The organism is Ralstonia sp. 110700041-2 (assembly GCF_056280165.1).
The window spans coordinates 243,626-257,626 of sequence record NZ_JBSFAI010000006.1; the positions used below are offsets into that span (position 1 = coordinate 243,626).

Genomic DNA, 14,001 nt, shown 5'->3' on the forward strand with positions numbered 1-14,001 from the left:
TGAAGAAATGGCAACTGATGCCGCAGTGCAGGTGCTCACCGAGCGCGTCAGCCACGCGATCGACGATTTGAAGGAAATGAAGGGGCAGTTGGCGTCCGTCAATCAGGGCGTTGTGCTGATGGCAGCGCTGCAGGAGCGGGTGAACACCATCGATGGCAAGACGAACCGGCTCTTCGAGGTGAGCGACGCAACCAAAACCGAGATTGGAAAGCTGTCATCCCAGATGGATGTTCACAGCCGCATGTGGAAGCTCATCGGTACGGCGCTGCTCGCATGCATAGGTGTGCTTGGCTGGGCGGCCACGCAATACGGGAACTTCCGTGACCTAGCTGCTCGTGTCTCTGTTCTCGAACGTGTCACCCAGGAGCGTACGAAATGAAGCTGATCGATGAATGGCATCGGTGTTACCGCCTGTACTCGCAGCAGATCAACGCCGTGGGCGTGGCGCTCTCGACCACCTACGCCGTGATGTATGACCAGATCCGCGACGTGCTGCCTGCCCGCTATCTGGCGATCCTTACAGGCGTCGTCTTCGCCGGCAGCTTTGTCGTGCGCCTCATCAAGCAGGAGCCCAAACGTGCCCGCACAAAAACTCCCGACTAAATCGCTCGCCACCATCGTCGGCACCGCGGCGGCGGCCGGCTTGCTAGCCATCGTGCCTAAGTTTGAGGGTACGAAGCTCACCACCTACCGCGATCCGATCGGCGTGCTGACCTATTGCACGGGCGCCACCGAAGATGCGGCGTGGGGCAAGACCTACACCCCAGAAGAATGCCGCGCACAGCTCGATCGCGATCTGGCCAGCCACGCTGAGGGCGTCATGGCGTGCATCAAGGCGCCGCTGACCCCTGGCCAGAAGATCGCGTTTGTGGATCTGGCCTACAACGTGGGCGTGGGCGCGGTCTGCAAAAGCACGCTCGCGCGCAAGGCCAATGCAGGGGACGTGGCCGGCGCATGTGCCGAGCTTTCGAAATGGGTTCGGGCCGGTGGTCAGGTGCTTCCGGGTCTTGTGCGCCGCCGCCAGGCAGAGCGCGAGCTGTGCGAGGGGAGGGCCAAGGCATGACCATCGATTGGGTGAAGTGGGGCGGTATCGCCGCCATTGCCGTAGGTGTGCTGCTCGGCCTGACGGCGCTGCACCACCACATCTACAAGCAAGGATATGAAGCCGGTGCTGCCCACGTGCAGCAGCAGTTCGATGCGGCTAAGGAAGCGGCCGAAGAGAAGCGCCTCGCCGATGTGCAGGCCGCTCGCGCCGAGGAGCAGCGGCGCACCAAAGCCCAAGCGGAGATCGCAAATGACGCCACGAAACAAGCTGCGGCTGCTGCCGCTGATGCTGTTGCTGCCGGCGCTGCTGCTGACAGCCTGCGCGCACGAGTCGCCCGACTTGTCGCCGCCGCCCGCGCAGCCGGCCATTCCGCCGCTGCCGGCGCAGGCTCGAGTCAGCCTGGTGGCGACCCCCTCGATGTGCTCGTCAACGTGCTCAGCCGGTCTGACCAAACTTCGGGAGAGCTGGCTGGCTACGCCGACCGACTCAGGGTCGCCGGGCTCACCTGCGAGCGCGACTACGACGCCTTGACGGCCTCTCATTGAGAGAACGCCGGGCCCCGCTCAGTTCGGGACCGGCACCCCCAAGATCGTCCCCAGCACAACCTGCGCATAGACGACGTGCATCCAGTCGCTCGGGTGGTTCACGCCGTTGGCCGTTATGTCGTAGAACGACTTGCGCGTCAGGAGGTAATCCCAGGTCGCCGAGGTCATGTTCGCGATCAGCACCCCGGGCGTGTCATAGGCGATGCGGTTGATCGCCGAGTAATACCATCCGAGCGGCGTCCAGTTGAGCGGACTGGCCTCGGGATTGCTCGGCCAACTGCATACGAGCACCACTTCGGCATTGGGGTTCGCTGTACGCGCGGCCGAGATCATGGTGCGCAGATGCGCCTCAAAGTCTGCGCCTGAGACGCCCAATCCCGCGTCGTTCATGCCATAGGCAATCACCACAAGGTCGGAAGGCGTGTCACCCAGCCAGGACGCTGCCATGTTGGAGCCGGCCAGCGACACGGTGCTCGGGATCGCCCAGTTGCGATAGAACACCTGGGCGGAATGCAGGGATGCAAGGTGCATCGATACAAGGTCGGCCCAGCCGCGCTGTCGAGGCTCGATGTTCAATTCCCAGGTTGTATCGCTCCCATACGTGATGCTATCGCCCACGAAGGTGATTGCGACCCTTTGGCCGGCGGCAAGCTTCGCCAGCGTGGTCTGTGCGCCTGGCGAATTCACGTAGGTGCCGCCGTAGGCTTTTCCTTCATATGTGACTTCGATCTGGTGGTACTGATAGTCGTGCGACACCCGAATCGGCGTGCCGTCTGCCCGGACCACGTTGTATTGGTTATTGTCGGGCGGGGTGCTTGTCCAGGCGGCCGGCACGACCGGAATCTGCGACCCGGCTGGGATTACGAGCTGGCCGTTGACGGCGGTGTAATCCGTGATGGGCGTGTAGGTTTGGCCTGTTTGCCGGTTGCGCACGCTCACGATGCGCACGATGTCGCGCGCCAGCGTGTAGTTCGTCTTGCCAGAGATCGGCAACACCGATTCGTCACGGACGATTTGATCGGACCAATACCACCCGCCAACCGAGACCGCTGGCGCGGCCTGGAACTTCGTGAAATCGGTTGCCGTGGTGACTGCGGGCTTCGAGGGGGCTGGCGGGGTTGCTGTAGAGACGGGAGGGGTTGCCGGGGCTGCAGCTTGGCTTGCGGCTTCTTCGCCACCGCCGCATGCGGAAAGGCCCAGCAACGCTGCGGCAAACGCTAGTCCGAGACCTGCTCGGAATCCGGATCGTACGAGGCTCCGATGCGCTTCATCTCGGCATAGATGCGATCGAGGGTCTTCTTGTCGAGCACGAGGTGCGCAGCTCCGAAGAACAGCATGTGCAGACCCATGTCGCGGCGGTTGTTCGGGTCTTCCGACAGATACCGCCGCCATTGCCGGCCGTTCGCCAGAGCGAAGAGCTGGGCCATTGCGCCGCTGCTCAGCCCCAACTCTTGTTTCAACTTTTCCAGTTGCTCCGGAGACGGCGGTACGTAGGGCATTGGAGATCCAGCAGGCGCGGACACGCGCGAGAAATTCGGTTTTCACGGTGGCATTCCTTTCGGAGTATCGAACCACGCGAATTGCGCGGCTCAGTGAAGCCAAGACTAGTACCCGTGAGGTACATTGTCAAGCCCGTGTTATTTCGATTCCGATGCCGGTTTCAGTGCGCTCAGCAGGGGCTGATAGGCCTGCCGATAGATCAGTCGGTGACCGATGATCGACGGATGGTTGATGCCATTGCCGCCGATCAGGAAGCCGCCAAGCAATGCCGCGTCAGCGCCGCCCAGCAGGCCAAGCGCGTAATGCGGCTTTCCTTCCCGCATCCACTTCTGGAAGGCGTTGGCGTCAATCAGCGTGGCATGCACCTCTGCTGCCGAATCGCGGGCGGCCTGCGCGGCCTTGTCGATGTTCGATTCCTTGCCTTGGTAGTCCGTGGCGCTGCGTGACGGCAGGATAGTCGCCACCATGGCGATCGAGGGATGAGACGGCGCCTGCTGGTACGTAGCCGCCAGCCAGGTGCTCACCTTGTGAAACGCCTCGCCGTCTCCGCTCACGTCATTCATGCCGAATGCGATCACGACCAGATCGGGGTTTTGTGCGAGCACCGCCTGTTTCCACGACTGGCCCGGCTGCGAACCTTGCGGCCACAGGCTCGTGTCTCCGCGCGGCATGTAGTAGCCCTGAGGCGCTGGCACTTCATGATCCTGGGCGACGTACTTGTCGTCGAGCGCCTGCACGAGGCTGCGGCCGGGCAGCGACAGGTTGATGAATTTGAACCGCACGTTCGGGTGGGCCGCCTGGAGATCCGCAGCGAACAGAGGTGCCCACGACCAGCGGTATGGCACGTCAGCGCCTGCCGTGATGGAGTCGCCGACGAATACGACGGTTGCCTCGCCGCGCGCGATGGCGGCCTGAATGGCAGTCCTATCGCCGGGCGTTGTGATCGGTTCTTGTTTGGCCTGCACACACGCGGCCAGAATGATCGCCGCAGCGATCCCCCATAGGATGTTCTTCATTTTCTGCCGTCGTTGTTGCTTTGGCAGGATGATGCCACAGGGGTACTGCGGCTAGGTCGCGATTAGCTTTTGCGGAAAAGCCATCGGATTGCGGAAAAGCAAAAGGGTTTCCAGTTGCCTGGAAACCCTTTCAAATACTGGTGGGGCGTGAGTGACTCGAACACTCGACCTACGGATTAAGAGTCCGCTGCTCTACCAACTGAGCTAACGCCCCGCGAAGAAACGAGACTATATCAACCTTTTTCAGATCGCGCTAGTCCTTTGCGTGAATTTTTTCGAATCGGCTCTGTAGCCGCGTAGCACGTCGATGAATTGCGTGAGCCCGTGCGTCGGATGCTTGTCCCGATGGCGCACGATGAGCAGGGGCCGCGCGATGCGCGGCAAGCCGCTGTTCACCTCGACCAGCCGGCCGTCTCGCAACGCGTCGGCCACTACGTGGCGCGACAGGCAACTGATGCCGTAGCCCGCCGCCACCGTGCGCTGAATGGCCTCGGAGTGGCCGAGTTCGAGCGCCACATGCAGCGGTCCCACCACCGAGGCAATCCGGCTGTCGATCAGTTCGCGCGTGCCGGAGCCGGGTTCGCGCATGAGCCAGCCCGCCTCGCGCAGCGCCGCGTGTGAGACCGGCTCGGTCCCTTGGGTGAGCGGGTGCCCCGGCGCGGCCACGATCACCATCTCATCGTCGATCCACGTTTCGATCTCCAGTGCCTCGCCGCGGCAGGTGCCTTCTATCAGGCCGATGTCCACCTCGAAGCGTTGCACGGCATCGACCACGTCCTGCGTGTTGCCGATCAGCACGTCGAGCTGGCTGTCCGGCGCGATGTCGTGCCGGAAGCCTGCGAGGAGGGCGGGCAGCACATAGTTGCCGATCGTGCTGCTGGCCGCGAGCTTCAGGCGCACGTTCGGCTGGGCGGTTGCGTGTTCCAGCGCATCGGCGTGATCGAGCAGTGCCTGCGCTTGCAGCAATAGTTGCCGGCCCAGCGCATTCAGATGCAGGCGCCGTGCGTGCCGATCAAACAGCGGATGCCCCAGCGTGGATTCCAGCTCTGCCAGAGCCGCGCTGACGGCCGATTGCGACAGGCCAAGAGCTTCGCCGGCAGCGGTGGTCGTCTCACTCTGCGCGATGGCCGCGAAGACAGCCCACTGACGTAGTGTGACGCGAGGCGCTTTGTTATCCATAAAAGTGGTTGAAATTACAAAAATTACCTGTTTTACATGTTATCACGGACTGCATATCGTTATGCGTATAGTGAATAAGCAAGGCAAATGTGATGACGATTGCACAGAAACAGCTGGCACCCCAGAGCATGGCAGCGGGGTTCGATGGGCGAACTCTTGCCGGCGTGGCGGTGCTGTTCGGGTGCGCGGGCGTCGCGGTGGCGCTCGGCGCAATGCCGTGGGCTGGGCATCTGGGCTTAAGCGCATTGACGCTTGCCATCCTGCTCGGCATGGCCGTGGGCCATGTGCCTGGGCACCAGCGTTGGCTGACGCCGGGGGCGATCCAGTTTGCGCGACATACTTTGCTGCGTGCCGGCGTGATTCTCTACGGCGCTCGGCTGACGCTGGCGCAGATCCAGGATCTCGGGACCTCGGGCGTGGTGATTCCGCTGGTGGTATTGGCCGCGACGATGCTGGCCGGTACGTGGATCGGCACGCGTTGGTTTCGCCTGACGCGCTCGCAAGCCGTCCTAGTGGCGGCCGGGAGTGCGGTGTGTGGGGCGGCGGCTGTGCTGGCCGTTGCGCCAGCGGTAAAGGCGTCGCCGCGCGAAACCGCCGTGGCAATCGCCAGCGTGGTGCTGTTCGGCACGATCGGCATTTTTCTGTATCCGTGGCTGTACGCGCTTGTTGCGCATGCCGGTGTGGCCATCGCGCCGGAGTACTTTGGCGTCTACATCGGCTCGACGGTGCACGAGGTCGCGCAGGTGATTGCCGCAGCGCGTCCGTTGGGCGACGACGCCACCAACGCCGCCGTCGTCAGCAAGATGGTGCGTGTGCTGGCGCTGGCTCCGTTGCTCGTGGTACTGGCGTGCACAACGCCCGCTGAAGGTCAGGCTTGCGCTTCGGCGTCTCCCGGGAACGCGCTTCGCAAAGCCGCCGGCCATGCCTGGAAGGCGATGCCCTGGTTTGCGGTGGGCCTGCTGATCGTGACGCTGCTGAATTCCGCTGGTGCGATCCCAGTCGCATGGCATGCCCCCATCGACGCCATCGACACCGCCATGCTGGCCTGCGCGATGTTTGCCATCGGCACACAAACGCATGTGCCGATGCTGCTGAAGTCCGGTGTGCGACCGCTGCTGTGCGCCGCTGTGCTGTGGGTTGGTCTGGTGGGTGGCGGCGCGCTCATCAATGTGGGCGTGCGCTGGCTGGTGGGCTGATCCGGCACCTGAAATGACATGCGCCGAGGCGGCTGATTCTCTTCCATGGCGCGCAAGTCGCATCCGGTTGGCGACTTGTGCGCCGCGGCTTTTCATTCGCGTGACGCCACCTAGTATGGAGTCCGGGGTCTTAGACAAAGGGGCGATCATGCAAGCGCATCCCGTAGTTTCCAGAGACGAATGGCTCATCAAACGCAGGGCGCTGCTGGCTCGCGAGAAGGAGGCCATCCATCTGCGCGACGCCATCAACGCCGAGCGCCAGGCGCTGCCGTGGGTCAAGGTCGATACGGAATACGAATTTGACTCGCCGGAAGGCAAGAAGACGCTGGCCGAGTTGTTCGACGGTCGCAGCCAGTTGATGGTCTACCACTTCATGCTCGGCCCCGACTGGGGCGCGGGCTGTCCCGGGTGCTCCTTCCTGTCCGACCATATTGGCGGAATGCTCACGCATCTGAACCACCATGACGTGACGTTCGTCGCCGTATCTCGCGCGCCGATCGACAAAATCGCGGCCTACAAGAAGCGCATGGGCTGGCAATTCCCGTGGGTGTCGTCGTTCGGTACGGCGTTCAACCACGACTACCGGGTGAGCTTCTCGCAAGACGAACTCGCAAGCGCTCGGTCGACTACAACTACACGGCAACGCCCCGTGAAGACGCCCACGACGAGTTGCCCGGAATGAGCGCGTTTTACAAGGACGAGGCGGGCAATGTCTTCCACACGTACTCGACGTATGCGCGCGGCTTGGAAGACATGCTAGGGACACTGCTGCTACTTGACCGCGCGCCGCTCGGCCGCAACGAGACCGGCCCCATGTCATGGGTGCGCCGTCACGATGAATACGAAGACGCGCCGAAGGCGCACGCATGCTGCGCGACGTAACACGCTGGAGCGGAAGAGGGGAAGAGCAAAGAGGGGATTGGTGCCCGGAGCCGGGATCGAACCGGCACGCGCCGATTAGGGCGCAGCGGATTTTAAGTCCGCGGTGTCTACCAATTTCACCATCCGGGCATGACGATCGATGCAGACAATACACGCATCGATGCCACAAATGAAAACGCCCCGCACGAAGCGAGGCGTTTTGTTATTTTGGCTCCCCGACCTGGGCTCGAACCAGGGACCTACGGATTAACAGTCCGGCGCTCTACCGACTGAGCTATCGGGGAATCGCTGCAACAGCGAAGAAATGAATTCTAGCTAGTTTTCGATCTGCCCGTCAATACCTTTTTTTGCGATGCACTACAAAAAGTGTGCCGGGCAAGTTCGTTCAACCGCGTTCAGCCGCGGTCGAGGTACTGCTCCTTGTCCTTCACGTCCTTCCAGTCGTCGGCGTCGGGCAAGGGTTGCTTGGTCTTGGTGATGGACGGCCAGCCGGCTTGTGCAAGCTCGACATTGATGGCGATCCACTTCTGCTGATCGGCGGGCACGTCTTCTTCGGCGTAGATGGCGTTGACCGGGCACTCGGCCACGCAGACGGCACAGTCGATGCACTCGTCCGGATCAATCGTCAGGAAGTTCGGGCCTTCGCGGAAGCAGTCGACGGGGCAGACGTCCACGCAGTCGGTGTACTTGCAGCGGACACAGCTTTCGGTAACGACGTGAGTCATTTCGCTTGGAAGTTGGTGCTAGGAATTCGTGGGGCGCGCGGTCATGGATGCTTGGGCGTTTCCATGCCGGCAGTCTCGCATTGTAACGCACCGGCCGTGCCCGATTGCTGCGTCATCTTCGCACCGTCAGACAGTTTTGGCATGTATTTATGCGTTGGCGCAAGGTTTGTCCAATCCGCTATTGCGCGTGCTCGATCACCATCTGCACGCGCGTGATGCCATTGAACGTGTTGTTGTCGAGCCGGTAGGCCACGTACGCCGAGGCGCCGAGCGGCTCTGCGTGGTTGAACCAGATCGCGTCGAAATGCTGCTTGCCGCGGCCGAGCTTGAGCTTCAGGTGCTTGTCTTTCAGCACCGCCTGCGATAGCACGTCGAACTCGCCGCAGAAGCTTGGCGCCGGAAAGCCCTGGCCCCAGACCTGGGTTTCGAGCAGCTCGACGAACTGCGGCGTGAAACATTCGGGGTCGGCTTCGCCATCGGTTTCGAGCACGCGCGAGAGCAGCGCCTCGGTCAACCATTCGCGGCCGACGGCCTCGAAGGTGGCGACGAATGTCTCGAAGCCGTCTTCACGCAGCGTGAGCCCCGCTGCCATGGCGTGGCCCCCGAACTTGACGATCAGCCCGGGGCTGCGCTTGTGGACGGCGTCCAGCGCATCGCGCAGGTGGAAGCCTGGAATCGAACGGCCCGACCCCTTGATGACGCCGTCGTCGCCGGGCGCGAAGGTGAACACCGGGCGGTGGAACTTGTCCTTGATGCGCGACGCGACGATGCCAATCACGCCCTGGTGCCACGTCTCGTTGTAGACCGCGATGGTGTGGCGGCCGGCGCCATCGATGGCGTTCATGCTGTCGAGGATGGCGAGCGCTTCCTGCTGCATGCCGGCTTCGATCTCGCGGCGCTCGCGGTTCATGCCGTCAAGTTCGGCGGCGATGGACATGGCGCGGTCGTAGTCGTCGGTGAGCAGGCATTCGATGCCGAGCGACATATCGGCCAAGCGCCCAGCGGCGTTCAGGCGCGGGCCGAGGCCGAAGCCGAGGTCGAACGTCGACGCGCGGCGCGCCTCGCGACCGGCCACGCGGAACAGCGCGGCGATGCCCGGGCACATGCGTCCCGCACGCATGCGCCTGAGGCCCTGCGCGACCAGCAGGCGGTTGTTGGCGTCGAGCTTGACCACGTCGGCCACGGTGCCGAGTGCCACCAGGTCGAGCAGGGCATCGAGGCGTGGCTGATCCTGCGGCGTGAACACACCGCGCTTACGCAATTCCGCCCGCAGTGCCAGCAGCACGTAGAACATCACGCCCACGCCCGCCAGGTTCTTGCTCGGGAAGTCGCAGCCCGGCTGGTTCGGATTGACGATCACGCGCGCCTCGGGCAACTGCGCCCCGGGCATGTGGTGGTCCGTCACGACCACGTCGATACCCAGCGCGTTGGCGGCCGCCACGCCCGCCACATCTGCGATGCCGTTGTCGACGGTGACCAGCACGTCCGGCTTCTCGCGCGCGGCCAGGGCGACGATTTCGGGCGACAGGCCGTAGCCGAACTCGAAGCGGTTCGGGACGATGTAGCTGACCTGCGCGCCGAGCATGCGCAAGCCGCGTACGCCCACGGCGCAGGCGGTAGCGCCGTCGCAGTCGTAGTCGGCAATGATCAGCAGGCGCTTGCCGGCGGCGATGGCGTCGCCCAGGTAGCGCGCTGCGTCGTCAATGCCCTTGAGCTGCGCGGGGGGCAGCAGGTCCGTCAGCTCGGTCGACAGTTCGTCTGGCCGGGCGACGCCCCGGGCAGCGAGGATGCGCGCCAGGACAGGATGGATGCCGTGGCCGGCCAGCGTGGTGGCGGCGTCAGCGGAATGTGAGCGGACAGCGATGCGGGTCATGCAGGATCAGGCTCAAGCGGCCATGGAAAGCGGGGACAGCGCGTCGCGCAAGCTGCGCGGGCGACTGAAGCGGCGCAGCCAGCCGAACGGGCCATTGGCGAGTTCGCGGCGGGTGACGCGGTAATGTGCGTAGTGCGAGTCGCCGGTCAGCACGAGCGAGACGGCGTCGATGCGGCCGTCGGCCAGCGCAGCGGCGGCGGGGGCAAACCAGTCGCGATCGTAGGCGCGCAGGGTTTCGATCCAGTCGTACCAGTCGGCGGAAAGATAGGGCTTGCCGGCGTCGCCCAGCAGCGCGGCGGCGCTCGTGTCGTCGAATGGCACGGCGGCCAGCGTTTCAGCGCAGAGTTCGGTGGCGTTGCCGGCGTGACACAGGCCGGCGAAGAACGGATCAGCGCCGATCATGCGCTCGGCAATGGGGCGGGCATCGACCAGCGCGCCCTGGCCGAATAGCCAGACCGAGTTGACCGGCAGCAGGCCGCGCGCCTCGCGCGTCTGATTGACGGGGTGGTCGTACCACGTCATCTGGATCTCGTTCTGGAACTTGCGCCAGGCGCGCTCCTGCTCGCCCTTGTGCAGCCAGATGTCGATGTTGTGGCCGGTGGCGCGCTGCGGCGCGGCGGCAATGAGGTCGCCAAAGGGCGAATCGGCGACGTACCAGCGCGCGGCGTGCGTGGCATCGAGCGTGATGCCCATCTCAGAAACCAGGGGGGCGATGGCGGCGCGCAGCGCGTCGGCGTCGGCGGCTTCCAGGCGCAGCTGGGCCGGGTCGAGCATCACCAGATGGTCTCGGGCGGCGTGGATGTGGACCGGCTGCAGGCAGGCCCAGGTGCGCGTGTCGGCGGTGCCGCCGTCCGCCAGGCGCATGTATGGCGCCGACGGCAGCGGAGAGATCGGTAGCCCGGCATGCTTGGCCAGCCAGCGCTCGTGCGGCAGCGTGGGCAGGTAGGCGTCGTCGTGGCGCTCGCGTTCCGTTTCGCGCGCACGCGCGAGCAACCTTTCCAGGCCCGGCAAGGTCAATTGACGGTAAGCGTCATCCGCCACCTCGGCAGCGGGCGCGCAAAACGGGACAATCAGGGTGAGTTCAGGAATCATGGCTCCGAGATTGTAAACTTCCGGCTTGTCGGCCAGTGAGCCGGACAAATCACACCCACGGGGAACCCCCTTTGAAACTTCCATACGAATGGCAGATCGGCTGGCGGTATACGCGCGCAAGCAAGCGCGCCAGCCGCAATAGCTTCATCTCTTTCATTTCGCTCATCTCCATGCTCGGCATTGCGCTGGGGGTGGCGGCGCTGATCATCGTGCTTTCGGTCATGAACGGCTTCCAGAAGGAAGTGCGAGACCGCATGCTCTCGGTGCTGGCGCATATCGAAGTGATGGCGCCGAACAGCCTGCCGGACTGGCAGCGTACCGCCAATGAGGCGATGCAGAACAAGGAAGTCATCGGCGCGGCGCCCTACGTGGGCGCACAGGCCATGATCACGCGCGACGAGGCGGTGCGCGGCGTGCTGCTGCGCGGCGTGTCGCCGGCGGACGAGCCGAAGGTGTCGGACATTGCCAAGGATTTCAAATCGGGCTCGATCGACGATCTGAAACCCGGCGAATTCGGCATCGCCCTGGGCAGCCAGCTGGCCAACGGCCTGGGCGTGCATCAGGGAGACAAGGTCACGCTGGTGGCGCCGCAGGGCACCATCACGCCGGCGGGCGTGTTGCCGCGCCTGAAGCAGTTCACGGTGACGGGCATCTTCGAGTCGGGCCACTACGAGTTCGACAGCTCCCTCGCACTCGTCAACATGGAAGACGCCGAACGACTGTTCCGCCTCGATGGCCCGACCGGCGTGCGTCTGAAGCTGGTCGACATGGACCGCGCCCCGCAGGTGGCCGAAGCGCTGTCGCGCACGTTGTCCGGCGAGCTGTACATCCGCGACTGGTCGCGCCAGAACCGCAACTGGTTTGCCGCCGTGAAGACCGAGAAGAAGATGATGTTCATCATCCTCACGCTGATCATCGCCGTGGCCGCGTTCAACCTGGTGTCCACACTGGTGATGACGGTGACGGACAAGCAGGCCGACATCGCCATCCTGCGCACCATGGGCGCACAACCCGCGTCGATCATGAAGATCTTCATCGTGCAGGGCGTTGCGATCGGGTTCATCGGCACATTGCTGGGGGTCGGCTTCGGCACGCTCATCGCTTACAACATCGACGTGATCGTCCCTTTCATCGAGCGTCTTTTCCACGTGCAATTCCTGCCGCGTGACATCTATTTCATCAGCGAACTGCCCTCGGACCCCCGCGTGAACGACATTGCAACCATTGGCGTCATTTCCTTCATCCTCGCGTCGGTGGCGACGCTGTATCCAAGCTGGCACGCTTCGCGCGTGAATCCGGCGGAGGCACTGCGCTATGAGTGAGGCCGTCATGACTTCGATGGAAGCGCCTGCCGCGGCGCCGCAGGGTGGGGTGGTGCAAGCCGAAGGGCTGTCCAAGTCGTTCCGCCAGGGCGGGTTGAACGTCGACGTGCTCAAGGGCGTGGATATCCGCATCGGCGTGGGCGAGAAGGTCGCCATCGTCGGCGCCTCGGGCTCGGGCAAGAGCACGCTGCTGCACGTGCTGGGCGGGCTGGATGAGCCGACGTCGGGCCGCGTCTCCCTGCTCGGCAAGCCCTTCACCGCCATGAAAGAGCGCGAGCGCAATACGCTGCGCAACCAGGCGCTGGGCTTCGTCTATCAGTTCCATCATCTGCTGCCGGAATTCACCGCGCTGGACAACGTCGCGATGCCGCTGCGCATTCGCGGCGTGGAAGAAGCGCAAGCGCGCCACACCGCACAGGCGATGCTCGAACGCGTGGGTCTGGGCCCGCGCACGGCACACCGTCCGGGTGAGCTGTCCGGCGGCGAGCGTCAGCGCGTGGCGATTGCGCGCGCGCTGGTCGGGTCTCCGGCTTGCGTGCTGGCTGACGAGCCTACCGGCAACCTTGACGATCACACTGCCGGTGAAGTGTTTGACCTGATGCTGGAACTCACGCGCACGCTGGGCACGAGCTTTGTCATCGTCACGCACGATATCGAGCTGGCCGGCCGTTGCGATCGCATCTTCCGCCTGCGGGACGGCCATCTGCACCAGGAGCGCTAAGCCGGCCGGCATGATCGGAAAAGGCGGATTCCACAAGACCGCGCTTTCCGGTAGGTTGCCGCTTTCCCCAATGCTGAACCGACCATGTGGATCGATACCCATTGCCACCTCGATGCCAGCGACTTCGATGCCGACCGTGATGCGGTCGTCGCGCAGGCGCATGCAGCGGGTGTCAACCACATCGTCGTGCCGGCGGTGGCACGCTGGAATTTCGACGCGGTGCGGGCGCTGGCTCATCGGCATGCCGGTTGCAGTTATGCGCTGGGCATCCATCCGATCTACGCCGCGCAGGCCAGTGAAGAGGACCTCCTCGAGCTGCGCCGCCAAGTCGCCGCGTCAATGGACGACCCGCGCTTTGTGGCGGTCGGCGAGATCGGCCTCGATTTCTTCATTCCCAACTACGACATTGAACGGCAGAACGCCGTGTTCCGTGCGCAACTGCGCATCGCTCGCGAATTCGACCTGCCTGTGCTGATGCACGTGCGCAAGTCGCAAGATCAGGTACAGAGCGCCGCGGCCAAGGCGGGTGTACGCGGCATTGCGCATGCGTTCAACGGCAGCCCGGAACAGGCGCATCGCTTTGTCGATTCCGGTTTCAAGCTGGGGTTTGGCGGCGTCTTTACCTTTTCGCGCGCCAATCGCGTGCGTCGGCTGGCGCAGGAATTGCCGATCGAGTCGATCGTGCTGGAAACCGACGCGCCTGACCTCGCGCCAGCCTGGCTGGCCGATGATCAATTCGGGGAGCAGGGCGGTGTGCGCAATGTACCCACGGAAGTCGCGCGCATTGCCGATGCGATGGCGCAACTGCGCGGCATCTCCATTGAGGCGCTGGCCTACCAGGCGCGCCGCAACAGCATCGACGCCATTCCCCGCCTGGAAGCGCTCCTGCAAGCCTGACGCCCGCA

General features: G+C 64.0%; 15 protein-coding genes, 3 tRNA genes and 1 pseudogene. 9 read left to right on the forward strand and 10 right to left on the reverse strand.

Translation table 11 applies throughout. The annotated features are described in order from the left end of the window. Positions 1-7 precede the first annotated feature (7 nt). Genes ACUXH0_RS11300 through ACUXH0_RS11315 form a run of 4 tightly spaced genes read left to right on the forward strand, consistent with a single transcriptional unit; the run spans position 8 to position 1,590 of the window. Entirely contained in the window at positions 8-379 is a 372-nt protein-coding gene (locus tag ACUXH0_RS11300; RefSeq protein WP_182594865.1) for a hypothetical protein, read from the forward strand. Further along, positions 376-603, forward strand: a complete 228-nt coding sequence (locus ACUXH0_RS11305; RefSeq protein WP_259393769.1) for a DUF7940 domain-containing protein — start codon at positions 376-378, stop codon at positions 601-603. Before ACUXH0_RS11300 ends, ACUXH0_RS11305 begins: the two co-directional genes overlap by 4 nt. Next, positions 578-1,063, forward strand: a complete 486-nt coding sequence (locus ACUXH0_RS11310) for a lysozyme (protein ID WP_310735958.1) — start codon at positions 578-580, stop codon at positions 1,061-1,063. Before ACUXH0_RS11305 ends, ACUXH0_RS11310 begins: the two co-directional genes overlap by 26 nt. Beyond that, positions 1,060-1,590 (forward strand): DUF2514 family protein, encoded by a 531-nt coding sequence (locus ACUXH0_RS11315; protein WP_182594867.1) that lies wholly within the window; start codon positions 1,060-1,062, stop codon positions 1,588-1,590. The genes ACUXH0_RS11310 and ACUXH0_RS11315 overlap by 4 nt, the downstream gene beginning before the upstream one ends. 18 nt (positions 1,591-1,608) lie before the next feature. On the opposite strand, the gene ACUXH0_RS11320 is transcribed toward ACUXH0_RS11315, so the two are convergent. The 5 genes from ACUXH0_RS11320 to ACUXH0_RS11340 form a co-directional block, all read right to left on the reverse strand. Continuing rightward, positions 1,609-2,583 carry an SGNH/GDSL hydrolase family protein gene (locus ACUXH0_RS11320; RefSeq protein ID WP_182594868.1) on the reverse strand — a complete coding sequence of 325 codons (975 nt, stop codon included), beginning with the start codon at positions 2,581-2,583 and terminating at the stop codon, positions 1,609-1,611. 224 nt (positions 2,584-2,807) lie between these two features. Next, the gene (locus ACUXH0_RS11325; protein WP_259393770.1) at positions 2,808-3,017 is read right to left on the reverse strand and encodes a hypothetical protein; all 210 of its coding nucleotides are present in this window, start codon (positions 3,015-3,017) and stop codon (positions 2,808-2,810) included. A gap of 210 nt (positions 3,018-3,227) precedes the next feature. Beyond that, positions 3,228-4,106, reverse strand: a complete 879-nt coding sequence (locus ACUXH0_RS11330; RefSeq protein WP_182594870.1) for an SGNH/GDSL hydrolase family protein — start codon at positions 4,104-4,106, stop codon at positions 3,228-3,230. Positions 4,107-4,244: 138 nt separating this feature from the next. After that, a tRNA-Lys gene (locus ACUXH0_RS11335) sits at positions 4,245-4,320 on the reverse strand. Positions 4,321-4,349: 29 nt separating this feature from the next. Continuing rightward, positions 4,350-5,285, reverse strand: a complete 936-nt coding sequence (locus ACUXH0_RS11340; protein ID WP_182594871.1) for a LysR family transcriptional regulator — start codon at positions 5,283-5,285, stop codon at positions 4,350-4,352. Between the two features lie 92 nt (positions 5,286-5,377). Here ACUXH0_RS11340 and ACUXH0_RS11345 point away from each other — a divergent pair, with 92 nt between their 5' ends. Further along, positions 5,378-6,481 carry a YeiH family protein gene (locus ACUXH0_RS11345; protein ID WP_182594872.1) on the forward strand — a complete coding sequence of 368 codons (1,104 nt, stop codon included), beginning with the start codon at positions 5,378-5,380 and terminating at the stop codon, positions 6,479-6,481. Positions 6,482-6,629: 148 nt separating this feature from the next. After that, positions 6,630-7,363, forward strand: a pseudogene (locus ACUXH0_RS11350) (DUF899 domain-containing protein). Positions 7,364-7,401: 38 nt separating this feature from the next. On the opposite strand, the gene ACUXH0_RS11355 reads toward ACUXH0_RS11350, so the two are convergent. From ACUXH0_RS11355 to ACUXH0_RS11375, 5 genes are all read right to left on the reverse strand, one after another. Beyond that, positions 7,402-7,492: transfer RNA gene (locus tag ACUXH0_RS11355), tRNA-Leu, on the reverse strand. A 79-nt stretch (positions 7,493-7,571) separates the two neighbouring features. Beyond that, positions 7,572-7,647: transfer RNA gene (locus ACUXH0_RS11360), tRNA-Asn, on the reverse strand. 111 nt (positions 7,648-7,758) lie between these two features. After that, positions 7,759-8,088, reverse strand: coding sequence for a ferredoxin FdxA (fdxA, locus tag ACUXH0_RS11365; protein ID WP_004626101.1), 330 nt, complete (start codon positions 8,086-8,088; stop codon positions 7,759-7,761). A 178-nt stretch (positions 8,089-8,266) separates the two neighbouring features. Continuing rightward, positions 8,267-9,961, reverse strand: coding sequence for a single-stranded-DNA-specific exonuclease RecJ (recJ, locus tag ACUXH0_RS11370; protein WP_182594873.1), 1,695 nt, complete (start codon positions 9,959-9,961; stop codon positions 8,267-8,269). Between the two features lie 12 nt (positions 9,962-9,973). After that, the gene (locus ACUXH0_RS11375) at positions 9,974-11,053 is read right to left on the reverse strand and encodes a hypothetical protein (RefSeq protein ID WP_182594874.1); all 1,080 of its coding nucleotides are present in this window, start codon (positions 11,051-11,053) and stop codon (positions 9,974-9,976) included. Between the two features lie 71 nt (positions 11,054-11,124). Here ACUXH0_RS11375 and ACUXH0_RS11380 point away from each other — a divergent pair, with 71 nt between their 5' ends. The 3 genes from ACUXH0_RS11380 to ACUXH0_RS11390 all read left to right on the forward strand — a co-directional run bounded on the left by ACUXH0_RS11380 (position 11,125) and on the right by ACUXH0_RS11390 (position 13,993). Beyond that, the gene (locus tag ACUXH0_RS11380; protein WP_012435253.1) at positions 11,125-12,375 is read left to right on the forward strand and encodes a lipoprotein-releasing ABC transporter permease subunit; all 1,251 of its coding nucleotides are present in this window, start codon (positions 11,125-11,127) and stop codon (positions 12,373-12,375) included. Continuing rightward, on the forward strand, positions 12,368-13,096 hold the full coding sequence (gene lolD, locus ACUXH0_RS11385) for a lipoprotein-releasing ABC transporter ATP-binding protein LolD (RefSeq protein WP_004626109.1): 729 nt from the start codon (positions 12,368-12,370) through the stop codon (positions 13,094-13,096). The genes ACUXH0_RS11380 and lolD overlap by 8 nt, the downstream gene beginning before the upstream one ends. 84 nt (positions 13,097-13,180) lie before the next feature. Beyond that, positions 13,181-13,993, forward strand: a complete 813-nt coding sequence (locus ACUXH0_RS11390) for a TatD family hydrolase (protein WP_012435254.1) — start codon at positions 13,181-13,183, stop codon at positions 13,991-13,993. Positions 13,994-14,001: the final 8 nt, after the last annotated feature.